Origin of the sequence: Halorientalis marina, from assembly GCF_023028345.1 — an archaeon.
GTDB lineage: Archaea > Halobacteriota > Halobacteria > Halobacteriales > Haloarculaceae > Halorientalis > Halorientalis marina.
This window is the reverse complement of the sequence record NZ_CP095490.1, coordinates 493,708-513,778: the sequence shown is the minus strand read 5'-3', so window position 1 is coordinate 513,778 and position 20,071 is coordinate 493,708. Positions and strand designations below refer to the sequence as shown.

13 protein-coding genes are annotated in these 20,071 nt (G+C 58.9%); 4 read left to right on the top strand and 9 right to left on the bottom strand.

All coding sequences use genetic code 11. The features are described from left to right. Nucleotide 1: 1 nt before the first annotated feature. Nucleotides 2-517 (bottom strand): DUF7342 family protein, encoded by a 516-nt coding sequence (locus MUG96_RS23860; RefSeq protein WP_246989654.1) that lies wholly within the window; start codon nt 515-517, stop codon nt 2-4. Between the two features lie 76 nt (nt 518-593). Continuing rightward, nucleotides 594-941 carry a hypothetical protein gene (locus MUG96_RS23855; RefSeq protein ID WP_246989653.1) on the bottom strand — a complete coding sequence of 116 codons (348 nt, stop codon included), beginning with the start codon at nt 939-941 and terminating at the stop codon, nt 594-596. Nucleotides 942-1,227: 286 nt separating this feature from the next. Here MUG96_RS23855 and MUG96_RS23850 point away from each other — a divergent pair, with 286 nt between their 5' ends. The 3 genes from MUG96_RS23850 to MUG96_RS23840 all read left to right on the top strand — a co-directional run bounded on the left by MUG96_RS23850 (nt 1,228) and on the right by MUG96_RS23840 (nt 8,828). Then, nucleotides 1,228-1,986 carry a creatininase family protein gene (locus tag MUG96_RS23850; RefSeq protein WP_246989652.1) on the top strand — a complete coding sequence of 253 codons (759 nt, stop codon included), beginning with the start codon at nt 1,228-1,230 and terminating at the stop codon, nt 1,984-1,986. 567 nt (nt 1,987-2,553) lie between these two features. Beyond that, complete coding sequence (locus tag MUG96_RS23845; RefSeq protein WP_246989651.1) at nt 2,554-7,719, top strand: multicopper oxidase domain-containing protein; 5,166 nt, start codon at nt 2,554-2,556, stop codon at nt 7,717-7,719. A gap of 863 nt (nt 7,720-8,582) precedes the next feature. Continuing rightward, nucleotides 8,583-8,828 (top strand): hypothetical protein, encoded by a 246-nt coding sequence (locus MUG96_RS23840; protein WP_246989650.1) that lies wholly within the window; start codon nt 8,583-8,585, stop codon nt 8,826-8,828. Nucleotides 8,829-9,121: 293 nt separating this feature from the next. Here the strand turns inward: MUG96_RS23840 and MUG96_RS23835 are convergent, their stop codons facing one another. After that, on the bottom strand, nt 9,122-10,180 hold the full coding sequence (locus MUG96_RS23835; protein WP_246989649.1) for a PAS domain-containing sensor histidine kinase: 1,059 nt from the start codon (nt 10,178-10,180) through the stop codon (nt 9,122-9,124). A gap of 287 nt (nt 10,181-10,467) precedes the next feature. Between MUG96_RS23835 and MUG96_RS23830 the strand changes: the two genes are divergently transcribed. Then, entirely contained in the window at nt 10,468-10,833 is a 366-nt protein-coding gene (locus tag MUG96_RS23830; RefSeq protein ID WP_246989648.1) for a hypothetical protein, read from the top strand. A gap of 362 nt (nt 10,834-11,195) precedes the next feature. Here the strand turns inward: MUG96_RS23830 and MUG96_RS23825 are convergent, their stop codons facing one another. The 6 genes from MUG96_RS23825 to MUG96_RS23800 form a co-directional block, all read right to left on the bottom strand. Next, entirely contained in the window at nt 11,196-11,612 is a 417-nt protein-coding gene (locus MUG96_RS23825; protein WP_246989647.1) for a hypothetical protein, read from the bottom strand. 316 nt (nt 11,613-11,928) lie between these two features. Next, nucleotides 11,929-12,492, bottom strand: coding sequence for a hypothetical protein (locus MUG96_RS23820; protein ID WP_246989646.1), 564 nt, complete (start codon nt 12,490-12,492; stop codon nt 11,929-11,931). 622 nt (nt 12,493-13,114) lie between these two features. Continuing rightward, nucleotides 13,115-16,654 (bottom strand): ATP-binding protein, encoded by a 3,540-nt coding sequence (locus MUG96_RS23815; RefSeq protein ID WP_246989645.1) that lies wholly within the window; start codon nt 16,652-16,654, stop codon nt 13,115-13,117. 359 nt (nt 16,655-17,013) lie between these two features. Beyond that, a complete protein-coding gene (locus tag MUG96_RS23810) occupies nt 17,014-17,514 on the bottom strand; it encodes a hypothetical protein (protein WP_246989644.1) in 501 nt (166 codons plus the stop codon). A 1,792-nt stretch (nt 17,515-19,306) separates the two neighbouring features. Further along, complete coding sequence (locus MUG96_RS23805; protein WP_246989643.1) at nt 19,307-19,645, bottom strand: hypothetical protein; 339 nt, start codon at nt 19,643-19,645, stop codon at nt 19,307-19,309. After that, on the bottom strand, nt 19,635-19,991 hold the full coding sequence (locus MUG96_RS23800) for a hypothetical protein (protein WP_246989642.1): 357 nt from the start codon (nt 19,989-19,991) through the stop codon (nt 19,635-19,637). Before MUG96_RS23800 ends, MUG96_RS23805 begins: the two co-directional genes overlap by 11 nt. Nucleotides 19,992-20,071: the final 80 nt, after the last annotated feature.

Here is a 20,071-nt window from a genome sequence, read left to right as displayed (position 1 = left end):
CTTAATGATATTTGTCGCGACGTTGGCGGGCCTGTTCGAGTTCCTGGATACGCCGCTGAATAGTACGCCACTCTTGGATATCCCGCCAGACATCTTCGAGCTCGTCGTAATCAGCGTGGGAGAGGGCATCGACACTGGAGGGATCGTCAGCATCGTATCGATCTCGATACCCCCGCTCCTGCTGTGTGAGTTCCTCGAGTCGGGCAATAAGTTCCTCTTCGGACTGTTGCTGAAGCCGCTCGATCCGGCGCCACTCGAAGTATTGTTCGTTCCGCTTGAACATATCCGGCGATTCTGCCGTCTGTTCGAGGACGCCCAAATCGCAGAACCACTTCAGGTAGTCGCGTGCTGTCTCTTTCGAGACGTCCGCTTGCTCGGCAACTTCCTTGACACGAGTGGCGTCGTACAACTGAAGAGCGGCTGTGTAAACTCGGTCCTTCGTGGACTGGTTCTGTCGCTGTTCACGCCACTCTGCTTCAAGACTCGGCAGATCGTCTGGTGGCACGTCAGCGGTCATGCTCGTATTGTTACTCCCGCGTTAGCAAATAATTTGCGGTCGCTAAAATTATTTATCGAAATTCACGCTACGTGCATCAGAAGGTGCCGCGGAAGCGGGCGTTAGTCTCGTCGGAGAGATCGAAGATCTGGACGTCGCCCAGAGATCGCACCCGAGCAGGGACACCAGACCGAGCCTGGATGAGCGAGGCACCGTAGGTCTCACAGCGGGTGCAAACGTGGCGTTTGACTGTCGTATCGTACTTACGGCGGCAGTTCGAGATGACGGCGTCACCGCGCCCACAGGCGCGACAGGCGGCCGCGTCGTGTCGGGAGCTGTCCCTGGGTTCAGCGTACTGTTCGAGCAGCGTGAGGACGAGCTGGAACTCCAGATCCGACTCGAGGCTAGCGGGCAGTACATCCGTCTGCTGGCTGTCGGTGGACATGGTAGAACCCTTCCAGTTCCTCTGGGGAGGACAAACGAACGGCCGCGAGCAGCGGGTCCAGAACTACAGTTAGGGCGACATGGGACGGTTGAGGCACTGGTCTTCTGAGGTCCCGGATCGTTCAATACAGAGCGCTCAGATACCGATGCGAATTCTAATTTACTAGAGGATTGTCAGAATCAACGTGCAAGACTTAGAGGATGTAGTCAGCAGCCGATTATTGGATCACCAGGGTGGCTCTACGATTTCACAAGATTTTCACGTCCGTTGTGACCAACAGGAGTGTATGTCTTTTCGACGGTCAGTAGCCCTCGAGGAGATGGTATGGCCAGCAGTCGAATCCGCTCTCGAAAACGGCAATCGAACGGCGATCGTGGCCGTCGGCTCGATCGAACAACATGGCCCGCACCTGCCGTTGAACATGGATACGCTGGACGGTAACGAGCTCGCACGCCGCATCGCGTCGGAACTGGGCGATGCCCTCGCTGCCCCGACGATCCGACCCGGGTGTTCAGGCCATCACATGGAGTTTCCCGGGACGATTACGGTCCCCCCGGAGACACTCATGGACGTTATCCGGTCGTACTGTCGGTCTCTCGACGAGCACGGATTCGAGTACATCGTCCTCGTCCCGACACACGGGGGGAACTTCGGCCCGGTCAAGACCGTCGCCCCAGAGATTGCCCGTGAGATCGATGCCGCGGTGATTCCACTCGCCGACCTGGACGAGCACATGCAGTTGCTGAACGAAGGACTCAGTGCGGCCGGCATCGAGTACGACCTGGACGTGATCCACGCCGGGGCTGCCGAGACGGCAATAGTGCTCGCAATCGATGAAGGACTCGTTCGCATGGATGCCCTCGAAACTGGGCCAGAGGGAGAAATCTCTCCTGCGCGCCTGCTCAGCGAGGGTTTCAAATCGATTACCGAAAACGGCGTGCTCGGCGATCCGACTGAGGCGACCGCCGAGGCAGGAGAAACGATCATCGAGACGGTCGTGGAGACCTACGTCGAGCAGATCGAAACCGAGCGTAGGGCAATCTAATCCGAAGCTTCTGTCTAAGAGATATGTGCGCTCTATTCAGCAACTCTCTCACCAACTACCCAAACTCTGTCAGTAACTACGTGACCGATAAAGAGGTTCCATACAGTACGGCGGTTTTTTGCCGGAGACATTGGACCAGCTGTTCACTGAGCCTGTATTTTAACAATATAATTTGCCCAAATTGGATATTTTTATATCATTATTTACAGATTGATATTCAGTATATACCCGATACTACTGTTGAGGCGTTCAATTTCGAGCATAGATACTCAGAGCTCGAACGCCTTCTTTACTAACTTAACTCGAACGACTACCCATCCCAAATTATTATTAGTTGTTCCAGCCAGATGTACTCTATCTCAGCATGAGGAGAGACGGCGGATGCAAGCGCGCCCGTAGGACTGGGATACAGGAGGACCACGAGGCGTGTCACCCGCAAACGGCCCAGCGGCGAGACAGACAGAGAGAACGGCGGCACCCGTGGTGTGTGGGACAGTTGTGAGCGGAACGCATCGAGGACGGCCGCCGGGGCGACAGCGTCGCGTGATCCGTCAGTGAGGCACGCTCATGACATCAGACACAGACAATGCGACGGGCGTACAGGAGTTTACGATCCACGCGGTTGAGGCCGACATCGTCCTGAACCGGTTCGGCCTCCACGTCCCCGACGGCGCGATGTACGTGCTGGAGGAGAACCTCGACACGGTCAAGCAACTCCGTGCGGAAACGCAGGCGTACTTCGACGGCATCGAGCCAGTGTGTGCGGCAACCGAGGGAGTGTTCGACTGGTACAAGAAGGCCGTCGACGAGGTCATCCAGGCCATCCGGAGCGCAGGTGACCACCCTGACACCGCCGAGGCCGACCTCGGGGACGCCCTCGAAGACGCTCTCGAGACCGACGGATCGCGGGAGTTACAGCGGCGGATTCGAGCGAAACTCGACGGGGAGTACGACATCGAGAGCGACCGGCGGCTCGCGGTGCGAGAGACGATCGACGAATACGGGCCGCTGGTCGAGGAAATTCGTACACGCCTCGAAACGGCGGTGGTAGACAATCACGACGCCGTCGTCGACGAATATCGGGACCGGATCGGCCGACTCGCGGACGCCCTCGGGACGGAACACGAGAGCGTCGAGGCGTTGCGCGAACTCGTTGCGGGCTACTGTGAGGCAGTGCCGGAACAGGAGTACGCTGGCGTCGAGTCGGCCGAGGACGCGGCCGAACTCAATCCACTCGACGACGCGTACGCGCTGCTGGAAGCAGACAACCCGAAGGACCCGTCGGTGATCCAGCCGCTCGTGATCCGTGCGAACGAGGGTGACCGGATCGAGATCGAGTTCGTCAACCACCTGGACCGCCCGGCGTCGATCCACCAGACTGCGCTGCCCTACGACGTCGAGATCTCCGATGGGATGGCCGTCGGGACCAACCCGGACACGACCGCGGCACCCGAATCCGCCGCCCCCGACAACCGCGTCGAGTACACCTGGCAGGCGACCCATCAGGGGACGCATTTCTTCTACGACGGCGCGAACCAGGCCATCGATAGCGCGACTGAGCGGCCCGAGCGGGCGAATCTCCTCGCCAGAGGACTCTTCGGCGCGGTCGTCGTCGAGCCCCCAGAGGCGACGTGGACCGACCCCCAGACCGGTGGCGAACTCCGGAGCGGGCTCCGTGCCGACATCCACGACCCGAGCCGGTTCGAGACGAGTTACCGCGAGTTCGTCGTCCTCTATCACTCACCGGTCGGGACGGACCCGGATATCACGTGGCCGACCGAGTTGACCGAGCAGTCGATCCACGCGATCAACTACCGATGTGACCCGACCGGGCAGCGCGTCAACGACGAGTTCCCGGAGAGCGACAAGGAGGAACTGTTCTACCACTCGTGGACGAACGGCGACCCCGGCGGCGGCGACAACGTGTACACGGCCTACAAGGGCGACCCCATCAAGTTCTGTTTCGTCGGGGCCTCTCACGAGGAGAACCACGTCCACCACCTCCATCAACACCGCTACAACGAGGTGCCACAGACCGAGGCACCGACCATCGACGCACAGACGATCGGTCTCGGCGACACCTACGAGTCGTACCTCGTCGCGGGGCACGGCCCTGGGACGGTCCGCCCCGACATGGAGTTCACGGATGCGTTCACCGAGTCGGGGGCCGGCTACACGCACGGCACGGCTGGCGACATCCTCTTTCACTGCCACCTGTTCCCGCACTACGCCGAGGGGATGTGGGGATTCATGCGGGTGCTCGACAAGGAACACGACTTCCTCGAACCACTCCCGCAAACGGAAATCGTCACCGACCCGGACACGCTGCCGACGTCCCGGGGGACGATCCTCGACGCCGAGTCCGACACGCCGGGGTTCCCGTCGTTCGTCGGCGACGCGATCGAGACCGTCGAGAACGTCGACGACCCGGTCGGCTACGGGGCACCCGAGCCTCCGGAGCTGTCCCAGCCGGACTCGCGTGAGCCGACCGAGATGGAGCGTGCCGCCTTCGGGGACGAGATACTCCCGGGCGCTCCGTACGCCGATCCAGTCGAGGACGCGAACCGGCTCGTCGAGTACACGATCGCGGTGATGCGGGCCGAGATCGCCTACAACGACGCCGGGGAACACGACCCGGACGGCATCGTCTACGTCGCCCAGGAGGTGAACGTCTCTCCGGGGCCGGGCAAGACCGAGGAGGACGTCGTCGGCGTGACGGACGGGCCGGTGACGATCGACGACGCCGAGCGGGTCCGGTCCGGGGAACTGAACCCGGAGCCACTGTTCATCCGGGCCAACGTCGGCGACTGTGTCACGGTGAAGTTACGGAACGAACTGGACACTGTCGACCTGGTGGAAGCGCGGCCGTTCGACGCGTCGATCCATCCACACTACGTGGGCTACGACGTGTTGGCGTCCGACTCGCTGCCGAACGGGTTCAATTACTACCAGGGCACCGAGCCGACGAAGTTCACCGATCCCGAGCAGGGTAACGTCTCACGCTGGTACGCCGACGAGGAGGGGACGATCTACTTCCACGACCACATTTTCGCGATCAAACAGGGCATCCACGGGATGTTCTGTGGGTTGCTCGTGGAACCGCAGGGGTCACAGTGGCGTGACCCCTACTCCGGCGAGCGCGTGTTCAGTGGTGCGAAGGCCGACATCGTCCCGCCCGAGTCGGCCGAGACGGCCCCGTTCCGCGAACAGGCACTCCACTACCACGACTTCGCGCCACTCCGGAAACCAAACGGCGAGTACGTCAATCCGGAGAAAGAGCACACGGTGAACAAGGGGACGATGGCCATCAACTACCGGAACGCTCCCTACTACAACCGTGATCGAGCAGACCCGGCGTACGTCCACAGTTCGGCAGTCCACGGCGACCCACCCACACCAGTCATCGAGGCCTACGACGGCGACCCGATCCGGGTCCGGGTGTTCCAGGGCTGTTACGAGGAGCAACACACGTTCAGCGTCCACGGCCTCCGCACGGACCGTGAGGGACTCCCGCCGGAAGCGTCGGTCTGTAAGTACCTCGGGACCTCCGAGGCGTTTACCTTCGAGATTCCCGGGACCGAGACGGCACGGGAGGGCGACGAACGGTCGAACCCGGACGGCCTGCCCGTCCGCGATTACCTGTACGGATCGACCGTCGTCGACGACCTCTGGACGGGAATGTGGGGACTCGTGCGGCTGTGGGGCGGCGGCGTCGACCACCTCCGGCCCCTGGGCGTTTCCGAACCGCCGGGCGAGCAGATTCCAACGGACGCACTCGCGGAGATGGGGCACCCGGCACCCCACTCCGATGTCGCCTGGACCGAGGAGGGGCAACGCGCACCTGACCTGTACGCGGTCGACGACGCGACGTCCCTGCTCGATGCTACCGTCGACGTCCTCGACGACCTCGGGGACGCCGTACTCGGCGACGTCGACGTCGGAAAGGATGTGGGGCGGCGGATCCAACAGCACCTCCGCGACCTCGGGGTCTACGACACCCCGCTGGTTCCTGCCGACGCCGACGCGCGGCGGTGCTCTGCGGTCGGTGAGCCGCCGGGAACCCCCACCGACACAGCCGGGGCGGAGTCGGCCGAAGACGCCGACGTCCGCGAGTACGACGTGACGGCGTTCCTGACCGAGATTCCCTACAACGACTACGGGGACCACGACCCGTACGGCGTGGTGTTCGCACTCGACCGGTACGTCGACGAGGTCAAGGCCGGTGACCGCGCACCCGAGCCACTGTTCCTCCGCGTGAACGAGGGGGAGCGACTGCGGGTCAATCTCACCAACGACCTGCCGCCGTTTCTCACCAACGACCACCCGGACCCGGAGATGCTCGTCCCACAGCCGTGGCCACGGTCGGATCGGGTGTCGCTCCACCCGCTCGCGCTCCAGTACGACGTGAACGACGCCGCCGGAGTGACGGCCGGGTTCAATCACGATACGACTGTCGGGAGCGGCGAGACGTTCACCTACGAGTGGACCGCGAGCGGTGATATCGGGGCGGTGTGTCTCTGGGATATGGCCGACCTGCGGAGCACCCGCCATCACGGTGCCTTCGGGCAAGTTCTCGTCGAGCCGCCGAACGCAATCCCGCTCGACCCCGACACGGCCGAGCCGGCGATCGACGGCGCGTCCGCGCTCGTCCGGACCGCCGACGGGACGGCGGATGTTCGCGAGCACGGCCTGCTGTTCGCCGACGCCCAGTACGTCGTCAACCGGTTCGACCCGACGAACTGCGTCGTGCCACGCTCGGCGGAAGCCGAACACGGGACCGCTGGCGACCCCGCTCCCTGCACGCAGGTTCCGGAAGACACGGAGGATCAGGGCTACGGGAGCGTCAACTATCGCTCGGAGCCGTTCGCGCGTCGGTTCGCGACGAACCCCGCCCAGCATCTCGTGTACAGTTCGACAGTACACGGTGACCCGAACACGCCTGTCGTGGAGGCCCGGGTCGACGACCCCGTCCGGTTCCGTGTCGCCTGTGCAGCTGACAAGGCCCGGGCGATCACGTTCCACCTCGCCGGCCACCAGTGGGAACGCTTCCCCGGCGTGGAGGCGAGCCCCGCGATCGGAGTCGACGGCCAGTTCGCGCCCGGCACCGCCCGGACGCTCGACCTGCTCGGTGGTGCCGGCGGGGTACACGGGAATCCCGGCGATTATCTCTACCAGGAAACCAAGCAACGTCGACGCCTCGAATCCGGCCTCTGGGGACTGTTCAGGGTCCACGACGACGACCAGGCTCTGGGCGCTGTGCAGCCGCTCCCGGACCGGGCGGACGACGTGCCACTCGCGGCACGCCCCGGCTACACGGTCGAAGCCGAGACCGACCTCACCGGAAGCGGCGAGACCGACGTCGTCATCGGCGTGCCGGACAGCGATCTCGGAGCCCTGAACGCCGGGAGCGTGTACGTGTTCGTGGATACCGACCCGACGGCGATCACACACCTCGCCGACGCTGCCCTCCAGCTCATCGGCGAGACGCCGGGCGAACGAGCCGGCCAGACGATCGCAACTGCCGACCGGACGGATGATACGGGAGCCGATCTCCGGATCGGCACGGCGACGGACGAAATCGTCGTTCGCGGTGGTGACTCGCTCCAAGCACGGATCGACGACGCGGACTCGGACGGCTCGCCCGAGACAGCGGTCGCCCGGTTTGTTCGGCAGGCGATGCCCGCCGGCGAGTGGCCGGTCGTGTCCCTCGATTCGGTCGCCGAATCCGGCTGATCGCCTGCATCAATCCGGCTCGCGTGTGTTCGGCTCGTCCTGCTCGCGCTTTCCAAAGCGCTGGCGAGGACACACGCAGGGTGCCCGCACCCGTCGCGACTCACGTCCGTTCCGGGTGAGTCTCTACGACGGATCGTGACTGTGTATATCACATCTTGACCAGAGTTGATAACTTTGCCTCGCTGACTTACAACCACGTCTTCACTGACACACCAACCAGGAGATTAGGATGACGCACGCTCGCCACACCCTGCGGTTCGCTCGTTGTTCGTTAGCCGCAGGCCGCGTCGGTGGGGAACCCCTACGCGAACAGCGTGGGACGAAACTGTATCCCAATCGCCGGGGTCAGGGCTCGGTCAGAAGCCAAGACGTGCTCCCTTCCGGCGTCGGCCGGCCCTCATCGCCCGCATAATTCGGCCCAGCATGCCGATTTCAGATCATAGACTCATGCTTGAAGTCGCTGGTGCCGTTCCAGAGTCCGCTGGGCGTTCTCCTCCCGATTCTTGTGCATAATGCAGGTTCTGCAGGCTTTCCGGTCATTCATATGTGACAAGTGCGCGATATCCCAGCGAAACTCGTGGGACGTGGTTCGCCCCCACTCCTTCGGGGGCTATAGAACAACGGGCGGCACGCAGGTATCTTACTCTACCTTAGCGTTCAGAACGGAAAATCCACAGTGCAGGATGACAGCAGTTTGTTAGAACGGGGTTGATGAATACTGTGGGTGAGTCAAGCAACGGTCAGAGGTTGGATTCACCCCGTATCTTCCGACCGTTTCGTTGGGACCAAGTAGGAAGCTTGATCGGGGCAAGAGAGTGGACACCGATGAATCAGACGTCCACGAGATTCGAAATGTGACTTGAGTGGCGACAGGTCGCTTCGAACGGGAGGTCGATGCGTCGTTCACGAAGGAGGAGATTCAGGCAATTTGGGAGGCGCTCGGGGTGGATGTCGACGATGCGGAGCGGTCGTCGACACCGCGGATGCGTCGACGCATCCGAGCACAGGTCGGGATCGCAGAGTCGCTGAAGACGGCGGACGACTCCACATTTCGGAAGGCTGACCTCCAAGCGATTGCGGACAGGGTCGGGGCGTCGATCGAGCCGTAGTCACCATCCGCCTGATCAGTTTGCCTGTTGTAATTGCCGATTCGACGACCTGGATTGAACGGACCGTTTCTTGACCGATTCGCGCCCTACATCTTGCACGGCTTTCAGAAAACATACGAAGGTTGTTAGGATTCTCAGCGGTCAGTAGGCAGGTTTAGTGAGCGGTCGATACAGAGTATGGAATTGGCACGATGGCGTCATGTATTTTTTCTCCTTCAGTCTGAATCGATGAGTTGCTACGCGTACTTGCGGTGTATCGGCTCAGTCGATCACGACTGGGAGCGAATCCCGTGTTACCTCTCCGTTTGCTCGTCCGGTAGCGTCTTCGGGGGGAGATAGAAGTAGACATCGTTTCCGTGAGCATCCCCGGTTTCGAACTTAATTTCGCCGTTCAGGGATTCGATGCACCACTTCATCACAAACAAACCGGTTCCAGATCCGTGAGATGTGTTCGTGGTTTCTGTTGGGGTAAAGAGTGCGTCAAATTCCTCATCCGGGATCGGTGGATTCGTGTCTGCGATACAGATTTCGACGCGGCCAGTATTCGGTGACGGCCCGAGACTCACATCAACAACCGGTTCCGTCTCGTCGCTGTGAACAATAGCGTTTTCCAACGCGTGTCTGAGCGCATATGCGAACGCATCATCAACGTGGATTCCCATCTCCGCACGTTCCTCAAGCGTGATCTTCGCGGCGGGATAATCCATCTGAACATCGGTGACGACATCTCCCACCGCAGCCGTTGCGTGACGCCGCACGCGCTGTGTTTCAGTGCCTGCCACAGCTTGTTCGATCTCTTTGACAGAGCTTGCCATATCGCCGAGATTCTCGCCCCGAGCCTGGATCGTCGCGGCAGCGTCCTGGACAGACTCAGATTCGGTATGCGCTGTGAGTTGACTGGCGTTCCCGACGATAATACTCGCCTCGTTTCGCAGATTGTGGCGAAGCAACCGCCAGAAGAGTTCCACCCGGTGGTGTGTTTCGTAATAGTCAGTGATGTTTCGTATCTCCGCATAGACGCAGGTCTGCCCTGAGAGTCGCTTTCGTGAGAGATCTATCTGTACCCAGATGAGTTCTCCATCCGCTCGTTTGACGCGCCATATGAACTGCTGGGGGTTTCCCGAAGCACTCGCCTGGAGCCGGGCACGAAAATCGGATTCAGAGTGAGGATACGTATTCGCAGTATATGTCTCGATAGCGAGATTACACAACCGTTCAGTTGGGTACCCTAGGATTGTTTCAAGCCGGTCGTTCGCATCCAAAATGGCTCCCTCAGATGGATCATACAGTGCGATGCCGATATTGAGAGTGTTGTACTCTGATGGTAATTCGCTCCCTTGCTGGGATAACATGTCGCCATCTGGGCTCTTGGGGTGAGTCTTTCTTTTCGTTACTATGATTCATATATACCCCAATAGTCGTCTATTAGGCCCCCACTCAGAAACGGGCTGTATCGACCAGCCTTATCGCCGCTTTTCGCTGAAGGAACAGTGATAAATGAGCACATACACTGAGCAGGTGATTCATATCCAACAGTCCTAAAATCGACCGTCTTGTGAAATGTTCTATAATACCCCGCTGGAACGGCAAAACACTGACAATCCAGTAGCGTCTTGAAGCAACTGCAACGGTTTCTCCCATGTCACGGGTATCTTCAGCGCACGAGCAGCAGCACCAGCAGTCAGAGACAGACCCGATCCCAGCACTGAGTACGATCGAACCGGCGGTCGATCGGGTAATCGAAATCGCCCGGGACCAGTTGGCCGAACCGATTACGGTCAAACTCTGGACCTGGGAAGACGGCGAGTTCAAAGTCCGTGTCGAGCACGGGTACCCCATCGGGCGAACTGACCGTCTGAGTCACGATACGGTCATCCAGTATCACAGTCGGCACGAAACGGTGACGGGGTACCTGCGTGAGACGGATACTGAAACCGGCGAGGAACGACTCCTCCTCGAAGAGGACTTCGAAACGATCCCAAATCCGACGAAAAAAGAAGGGTAAACCGCTCCGACGACTGCCTTACTCGCGGACGACTTCTCGATGGCAGTCGTCGCAAAGCTGTTCGAACGACTCCCCTCGATCTGTGTCGTGGAAGTGCCCACTATGGAAGCGAGTCTCGTCGAACATCATCTCGAACTCGCGCTTGCACCGGGGACACTGCACTGTTCCCAACGTTAACACCTCCTGGGACGCCTGCGATTCATAGTCGCGCGCCCCACCACGACAGGGCAGAACAAACTATCGCGAGAGAGCGGCCAGCAATCCTCGTCGATTAACCAACGGTCTCGATTGAAACCGGTAGAATAGTCGGAGAAACTGGTTTTGTTGGTTAACATTGGGCAGAACAACGCCGGCGAGTATGGTCACGAATCGAGGGAGGCGACGTCGACGAGGGGCTGCATCGACAACGAGAGTGTTTTGACCACAGCGGCCTGGATTTCGTCGGTGAAACACTTCAGTGGGGGCTCTGTCCGGACGGTCTGTGTCGGCGTCTGGTACTCGACGGGGTCGACCTGCAAGGAGACGAGGAGCGTCGATCCCTCGGAGACTTCGATGGTCACGGACTGATCGTCGTGGAAGAGTTGGCCGAGTGGGCGAGATGCACGGAGACTGGCTCGAATCGGCGGTGTTGCCTCCGGGCCCGAACCGGAGTCCTCGGTACCGCCTTCCTTCCCGATTTCGCGAACGGCGACATCGTCGAGGTCGTCGATGTCGGTCGGCCAATTGGGATCGAATTGGTTGGCTGGCGATTCTTCACGGTCGGCGCTCGGCTCAGTCATCGAGATACTCCTCCACCCTTCCCGGGAGGAACAAACCGACGCGACGGCATGCTTGGGAGACAACTGCTTCAAGGCTTCCCGTCGACCCTCGTATGCGGTCGCGGATCGCGCGCAGCGTAAGCGAGCACGATGGACCGCTGTCGCAACCAGCGCAGGCGCCCCTCCTGACGTTCAACGAATGGGAGAATCCGAAGGGGCGCGGCGCTGGCGCACCGCGTGGTCGTCTCAGCGGATTCTATCGCGAGGGCACGCAGCGATATCCCGCTGAACGACCGCCAGCGTCGCGGGGCTTCTGAAGAACTGCTCCGACTCGTAGTTAGACTTCATCTGGATCGGGGAGGTCGATGTCGATGTCTTCTGGGTTTGCCACATCGTCGTAGATGGAGTTCTCGTCGTCATCATCGTCATCACCATCAGTATCCCCTTGCTCCCAGGATGACGATGGGCGCTCAGTATCTTCGCGTTGCTCGAGTCGTTCTTCGATCCGGTCCAACTGGGTACTAATGTCGTCGACAGGAGGTAGCTGTGCGTCAATCTCCCGGAGCATCTCCCGGACCGCAGTCAGTTCTGCATCGAGAGCTTCCACCTTCTCTGTTGAGACATGTGCTTTCTTGAGGTGAGCTGCTGCCAGGTTGATAATCAGTCTAAGAGTTTCTGCTCTGTTCGTCGTAAGGGCCTCACTCAAGTCGTCGACGAACTCTTTTTCAGGCCCTCCCACTCGGACTGTATAGACCTCGTCGCTCGCGTCGCTGGAGTAGCCATCTGAAGACATTGAGTCGTACTGCTCCAATACGTCGTCAACTGCGTCTATCAGATCTTCGAGAGTTATGTCGCTTTCGTCGCTGGTGTCGATATCGAAATCTCTCTGATCCATCGACATTCTTACCACCCAACCTATCTTCAAATAAATTCCGCTCCGACCACTCGCCGTTCGACAGCTGTTGCCCCTCCGGCCCCATCAGCTCTCGCTCTTTGCCTGCCTTCCAGCCCTTTCACCTGGCTGATATACCCGATCGCTGGCTGGTCTCTGAACCCCGTCTCTCGTCTGGTTTTCCCCTCTTTCTACCGCCTATATCACTCTATTCCTTCGCACGAACAACCCGATGCAGGACCTTAGTAGAATATTCGAGAGATTCTTTAGCGCATTCTTGTGCTGTTATCGGGGATGCAGGCGCATATATACAAAATCGAGGTCTGGAGGGGGGAGCCCTATCTCCTTCCTGCGGTTTTGTTTGTATTCATGGTTTTGGAGATCGTTTGAGTCTGTATTCACTATCTTCTATTAAGGAGAGTAAACCGCAGGACGTAGCGGGTTTAATCTCTGTATTCGCTTCTGTATTCACCTTCGGATATATTTGGTTAATATTGGGGTGCAGTCTTGCGGTTATCTCTGTATTCAGGGGATGTTTCCATTTAGATTATGAACAGAACCGGGGTTAGGACTGAATCACAGGAGGGGAAGAATTTGAGCAAAGGGAAAAAAGAGGGCAGTTAGGAATATCTCAATGCAAACTGTCGTATCTACCATCCCCGATTGTTTTGTCTAAAACGATACCAAAGCCAGTTACCTGATCGAGTCCGTGCCCAGCATCAGTCTGTTCTGTGATTTGTTTATATCCCTTTACGTCACGCGAGGGATGGTCCTCGACATGGCCTTTTTCGTCGAGGATATCCAGGAGATGGTGGGCCGCTTTTTGACCTTCAAGGACCCACAAAGCTGTTGCGTCGTTCGCCTTACAGAACTCAGCGAGTTTCGTGTAGTCTTCGAGGACATCATTTCTCCGGAGTGGGGATTCTGGTCTGGCAGGCCGTGACGTCTCGACCTCTATGACCCGGTTGTCTTCTTGGGGATGGGTGGCAACCAAGTCGAACGTCCCAGATGTCTCCTCACCCCCGATGTAGGTTTTCACAGAGAACCCACGGTTCGAGTAGATCCGCTCAAGGAGTGACACGATCACCTTGTGTCGGGGACTCTCTCGGGGATCACCCTGTCCAGTTCCCCACACGATTTCGAGGTCATCGAATGCGGCGAGTGCTTTGTTCGTCGGCCAATAGTAGGTATACCGGTTGCCAAGCGTTACCTCACGAAGGTAGTCGTCGTCGACGAGATCATCACCGATCTGCCGGCGGTCGAACTCGCGGGTTGCCATCGGCTCCCCCCGCTGGTAGAACGAGAGATCGTCGTTCCAGTAATCGGTGATGTCCTGCAGGAACGTCCGCTCTTGATTTGAGAGGTCATCTGGTGACCGCTCGGACTCCTCGTCTGCAGACTCGAGAAGACCGTCACTACCTGCTCCACCAGTATCGTCTGCCCCCCGAGACGAATCATCGTCAAGATTCAACTGCGTGAGCCGGTTCGCTGTCTCCTCGGGCGAGATACAGTATTTCTGCTTGGTATGAGCACGCGTCGCGTCGGCCATCGGACGGATCGCCGATTCAGTCTCGGCGTGTCCCGGCGACAGCGGCAACGGTTCCAGCGTCATGATCTCGGGCTGTTGCTCCTGGAAGCCCGTCGACGGAAGCTGGGCGATAAACTGCCCCTCGGGAAGTCCCTGGATGTAGTCACGAATTTCATCAGTATCCAGCCCCCCGTGGAACAGACTGTCCGGGAGGTCATCGTCGGTCGAAACGTTGCCGATGATCTTCGTGTTGATGTTGTTCAGCACCTCAGTATACACCGTCTTGTTCTTCTGAGGGTTATCCCCGAGGACCTGCGCGGGGTACTGCATCACCAGCCCCATGCTCAGATCGAACTCACGGCCTTCCGGGAGCAACTTGTTGTGGACGATGTTACTTCGAGCCAACGGCGCGCTCTCTTCGATCAGACAGTTGACGACGTAGTCGTCGTTGTTCGGCGTGTGGAGACTCTTGATCGCGGTCCAGAGGTGGCTCAGGAACAGCACGTTGAACATCTGGGACGCGTCGTCTCGGAGTTCGCCCGTATCGATGAGCACGACCTTGTTGCTGTGGAGGAGTTCCCGCAGATCCAGCACATTCTCGTCTTCGGCATACCAGCCTCGCTCGTGATCCCACTCGGGTTTGAAGTCGAGCATCCGCCAGATGAAGTCACGATCGTTCAACTTCGAAATCCGGTTGGTCACAGCGCCGGCGGTTTTCTTGAACTGCCGGTCGTGTTTCTCCGTGTGCCGTCGGAGGGATGCAGCGACCGTCGACGACGGCGTCTTCGGAATCTCCTGATACATCTCGTATTCCAGCGCCATATCGTACAGATCCGACACGGGGAACGCGTCACCGCCGACGCGAGTTTCCTCGAGGCGGGCCTGATCAGGATCAGGATACTCTGCTCGTTCCTCGTCGAACAGCGTCCGGATGAACGCTTTCAGAACGTCGTTCCCGACCCAGGCACTCTCGACTTTCTCTTCGCCGACCGCAAACCGCAACACCTCGTAGAAGTGGTCGATGGTGTCCTGGATTGCGGACTCTCGCGACCGGCCCGCCTGATAGATCAGCGGGCGGATGTCGAAGAACGGTAGCCCAGGGATCTGCTGGTCGTCTTCGGGGATCTTGATATACGCGACGTCGTCGAGATCGTCAAAGATGTAGCGATGCGAACGCAGGTAGTTGTCGCACATGTCCCCGCCCTTGGAATCCAGCAGGAACGTGGGACCGTCAAGTTCGTCGTAGGCGGTCAGAATATCATTGATCCCGGCGACGGTCTTTCCACTACCCGTACTGCCAGCACGGAGGTAGTGCTGTGTGAGCGTGTTCGCATCGAGATGGATTGCCTCCCGCTGGTCGATCTCGCTGCGCCACTCGCCAACGGATTCTAGTGCCTCTTGCCCGGTGGGTTCGGATTCACTGCCGACGACCGTCGCGGCCTTCCCGATGCACATCCCGCCGTTGAACGCCTGGAAGACCTCTTCATCCGGCGTCGTCAACGGCGAATGGGCGGCCGGCCCACCGCCGGAGGCCCCACGCGAGGCTTTGGGTAGCGAGTCAATATCCGGCACCGTCACGAAATTCGCGAGTTCGTTCGCGTTCGCGACGAGCATGGGCTTGCTCTTCCAGGCCGATTCCAGTGGGGTCGGCCGAGTCAGATCGTGGTCCAGCAGTCGCTGGTACTCCTTACCATCCCGGCCGAGGTACTCGCCTTCGATCTCGTAGAACGATCCCGACAGCTGACCGAACGCTGTGGTCGCATCCCGGATCGCTTTCTCATCAGAAGAGGCACACCGGAGGGTGAGGTTGAAACTCGACTGTGGCTCCTTATTGTTGAGTTGCGCCATCCGGGTGGCCTTGTGTCGGGACTGGTCGTCAGGACCCTGCTCGGAGGAGCCGACTTCTTCGGCTGGCGCGTCGTTCCGGTGGCGGCTCCGTTGTTCGTGATCGGAGACGCCAACCAACCGATCAAGGATCGTCTGTAGCATAAAGCCGAAATTCGAGGTTACGCCCATCTTGAGATTCCGCTTCTGCTTTTCGGCCTGACCGGTCCAGTCAGGGCGTGGCTCGAAAACAGCCTGGAAGAGCCATTCGTCCTCCGTAGTGATGGCGGCCTCAAGCAAGTTCGAGAGCGGGGACCGCTCGGTACTGTCCTCGCTGAACTCCGAGAGCAGCATCATCCAGTCGTTGCGTTTCTGCTCGGTCCCGTGCCAGCGACAGAGGTGCGGCGTGTTCTCAAAGCAGTCGGTAATATCGAATGGCTCGGTCTCGAAGCGATAGTTCGACGGATACTGACTGGTGGTCTTGCTGTGAAGTCGGTCGAGATCGTCGATGGGATCGGTCCCGAGGTAAAAGTTGAACCGTTGCTGGCCGGCGGGCTTGTGAATCAGAAACTCGAACGTGTTGACGGGGTCGAAGAGATCGAGTCGTCTTTCCAGGCTGAACGGCAGCTCCCGACCATCACCCATCGAGTGCAGGCCCCGGAGCTGTCGGGTGATGGTCTGAGGCGAGATATCACTCCGAACGGGTGTGATCTCGATGTATTCACGGCCGGCGTCGGTGGCCTCTTTGATCGCGTCAGCGCCAGTCTCTGTCCCGATACCAGCATCAGGGCTCTCTCGCTGTTCTTCAGATCGGTCCACAGAGGGCGACGGCCGGGAAGAGCCAGAAGACTGCGACGAGCTAGCATCCGCGGATGCGGACGGTTCGATCGGGATATCGTCACTTTTCGGCGACCGCCTGCTACTGAGTGAGGAATTGAGCGAACTCTCGTGGCGCGAAAGCCGGGAAGCTGCCAATTTCGTTCGGTCCGTTCGATCAACTGGGCCGTGACTCTCCGCGTGTTCAATCTCCTCGCTAGAGAGACCCTCGTCTGGAGAGTCATCGCTATCGACCATCTGTGCTACCCCATTCCAGCGCAGTCTTGTTATTATTTCTTATTTAGAGAGGGAAATAATCGGCAGACCCGTCTCTTTCTGTGGGCTCCAAGAATCTCCGAGGACTACGAGGCGCCGTGTTTGTCAGTAGGCCTGAACACGAGTTTGTACCACGTCAAGAACAACAGAAGCGCCAGCCATTCGACGACCAGCAACGCCTCGTGGATCATCCTCCCAAGCCAGAGGTAGAGGTCTCCCGAACGCTCCAACGCGAATATCGTTGCATAGTGATTTGATCGAACACCGGAGTAAAACGGCGCCGACCCGCGCAAAACTGGCGTCCCCGCAAACGTCGCACTCACGAACGACGTGTTCGCCGTCACTACCGCCCACCCAGTCGCATTCGTAACGACGTGACTTCTGTCTGTACCCGTCAGATTCAGCGTCCGCCCGCCCAGTCCAGTCCCCGTGTTGGGATCGAACAGCCGAACGTAGACCGTTTTTCCGTCGCTTTGCATGTCCAACTGTGGCTCTTGATAGGAGATTCGCTCTACAGAGACGTCGATATCGTTTCCAAAGATGTCCTCGGCATTGGCCTGGAGAAGCCGGATTTCTGCGTCGGTCATGTACGTACGGCCACCGTAGACACTGTAGAACGGTGCTGAATTATTCCGATGAACAACGTCTTGTGGAAGCGCCGGTTCTGTTCCCCAGGCCCCGATTTCTCGCCGGGTAACCGTCAGTAACATCGGCCCCTCCTTCGACCAGTTACCGAGCGCAGCAAAGTCCCGGTACATGTGCGGGACGTGATCGCTCGGGACAGGTTGATTGAAGCTCCCTGGTAGATCCTCTGTCCCGTTGGGCGTACGCTCCTCGATCGAGTCATACAATCGGACCGGATAGAACCGCCACGGCCCGTAGATAGTCTCGAATTTATCAGATGCTAACGTCGACAGTCGAATCCGGCCGACGGGTTGCCCGTTCAGGTCCTGTGACCCGTTTACTGTCACGAAAATCTGATTTAGCCGCTGCCGATCAACAGCATGGACGGTGATCGACAGTTCGTCTGGACGGCTTACTGAAGCCTCGGCCGTGTGATCTGCTGTCGATTCTGGTGTAAGTGTCTCACTCCGACTCCAGGTGCATTGGGGGTGTGAGCTGTTCCCCCAGCTCCGCCGGAGCGTGACTTCCACTTCATGTGAGGCACTGATAGTGCCGCTTCGGGGGTCTGATACTTGATAACTCGATGAGCCGGTCTGGCGCGCGGAACTACCCCCGACGGACACGTCCTGATTCGTATCAGTGTCGACGAGGTTCCATCGTTCCCATTGGCGAACATCATAATAGGTGGTTCTCTGGACTGTCGTCAAGTTCCCATTCCGGATGACAGTCACGGTCCGGGTGACCTTGCACCCATCCTCGATAGTTCGCTCCCAGTCAGATGGTTCAGTGACCCAGAAATCAGACGGTGCGAAAATCGAGACTCCGTCGGGACTCAGAATGAACTGTTCATCGGAATATGCCCCAGGCGACGTGCGAGCCACACCGACCCAGTGATCGTCGACGACAGTGAACGATCGGTTTGAAAAGGAACTCTGGACTGTAATCCCGGAGCCATCATCGTACCATTGATCCACAGTGGGACTTCCACTCGGTATGCGAGAGTGGTTGAGATTCGTAGTAAATTCATCCAGAGCCTGGCCGTTTCTCGCCTCATATGAAAGGAACTCACCTCTGTTGACTTCGACTCTGACAGGATTTGTGACCCTCGGGTTGTCGCCCTCTGTAATTACGGCATTGCGAGTCGGGAGCCATCCGTTTCTGGGCTCGATTTGCCCGAGAGCGTAGTATCCATTCATCACGGGATACGTGACCCCTGTTCCAGTGGTGATGTTTCGGGTCGTATTGTTACCGGCTGAAACAACTCGCAATTCATCCGGGTTGCTCACCCAGTCATCGGCGTACGGAACATGGATATCAGTGGTAAGCCGTTTCCTGTATGCATCTGTACGCGGTGCATACACGCTGGCACTCTGTTCGGTGAATCCGGTGGTATCGAATGCAACTGGCGGGGCACCAGCGGACACGTTGTAGGTCGTCGTGCCACTGGGGTTATAGGTCGTGAACGGAATTTTCGTGGTATTCCGCGCTGAATCCCTATCAGCGGAGGCCAGGATCTGGAATGGGCCCTCTGCTGTGGTATTGTTCGAGGATTGTGTGCCAACATTCGCCTGAACAGGCGCAGTAATCGAGATGAGTTGCGTCGCTAGAAAGCACACGACAGCGAGGGTAAGCAGGCATCGACCGACTGGGTGGAGTGTTGAACTCATTGTCGTTGGGGTAGAGCGTGGGTTTCGGGTATGAACGGGGTCCTGTTGGACCGGTTCTACTCCGGAGCGTGGGCAGCGGGTCGCCGTTTTAATTCGGAATCATGTACTTGAGCAGGGAGAGGAGGATGTCCGGCCGAAGGCCGACAATAGCCATGATCGTCCCGGTGCAGCCAAGCCACAGCCCCCACTTCCGTCGTGGATCGCCGTGGTGAGCAGTGAAGTACGCCATGACCCCCAGAATAACACAGGTGAACCCAAAGAGCTCAAAAACGATGCTCAAGCGGGCGGGGAATCTGATTGCCCGCTCGATCGTATCGGGACCTGTCGCGAGCAAGGTTACAGCCGTCAGCGTATGGAGTCTCTGTCGCATGTACGGAAAATCGGGGTTATGATGAAGTGCCTGGGAAGGTGGGGCGTCAGCCGCCACCAGCGATGAACCGGAGGAGGCCGACGAAGACGTTGAACCCGAAGTAGAAGATGAGCATGCCCGCACCGCCGGCGAACATCCACGAGCCATATTGGGCACGAGACGAACTCTTCCGAGCAGTCGCCCACAGAGCTGCCCCCAGAACAATCGCAATGAAGCCGACGTACTTCAGCGTCAGTTTCGAGACATCGAAGATGTTCCCGAGGATTCCCTCATACCCGCCAGTACTGGCTGAACAGTTGGCCGTACTGTTAGGACCGCACTGCGCCGCTGCTGGTTGAACAATGATGATGCTGAGTAGTGCCAGAGTAGACACTACAAGTAGCGCTTGCTTGCCGATTGACATCGCTACGGCAAAAACGTGGGCTGTTTGGCACTTAATTTTTGTCTTATTGTATAGAAAAATTCTCCGTCAGAGGGGAAGAT

Bases quoted from the DNA above. Each gene is read 5' to 3' on its own strand.
- MUG96_RS23860 (WP_246989654.1), bottom strand. From the start codon at position 517: ATGACCGCTGACGTGCCACCAGACGATCTGCCGAGTCTTGAAGCAGAG.
- MUG96_RS23855 (WP_246989653.1), bottom strand. From the start codon at position 941: ATGTCCACCGACAGCCAGCAGACGGATGTACTGCCCGCTAGCCTCGAG.
- MUG96_RS23850 (WP_246989652.1), top strand. From the start codon at position 1,228: ATGTCTTTTCGACGGTCAGTAGCCCTCGAGGAGATGGTATGGCCAGCA.
- MUG96_RS23845 (WP_246989651.1), top strand. From the start codon at position 2,554: ATGACATCAGACACAGACAATGCGACGGGCGTACAGGAGTTTACGATC.
- MUG96_RS23835 (WP_246989649.1), bottom strand. From the start codon at position 10,180: ATGTTATCCCAGCAAGGGAGCGAATTACCATCAGAGTACAACACTCTC.
- MUG96_RS23830 (WP_246989648.1), top strand. From the start codon at position 10,468: ATGTCACGGGTATCTTCAGCGCACGAGCAGCAGCACCAGCAGTCAGAG.
- MUG96_RS23825 (WP_246989647.1), bottom strand. From the start codon at position 11,612: ATGACTGAGCCGAGCGCCGACCGTGAAGAATCGCCAGCCAACCAATTC.
- MUG96_RS23820 (WP_246989646.1), bottom strand. From the start codon at position 12,492: ATGTCGATGGATCAGAGAGATTTCGATATCGACACCAGCGACGAAAGC.
- MUG96_RS23810 (WP_246989644.1), bottom strand. From the start codon at position 17,514: ATGACCGACGCAGAAATCCGGCTTCTCCAGGCCAATGCCGAGGACATC.
- MUG96_RS23800 (WP_246989642.1), bottom strand. From the start codon at position 19,991: ATGTCAATCGGCAAGCAAGCGCTACTTGTAGTGTCTACTCTGGCACTA.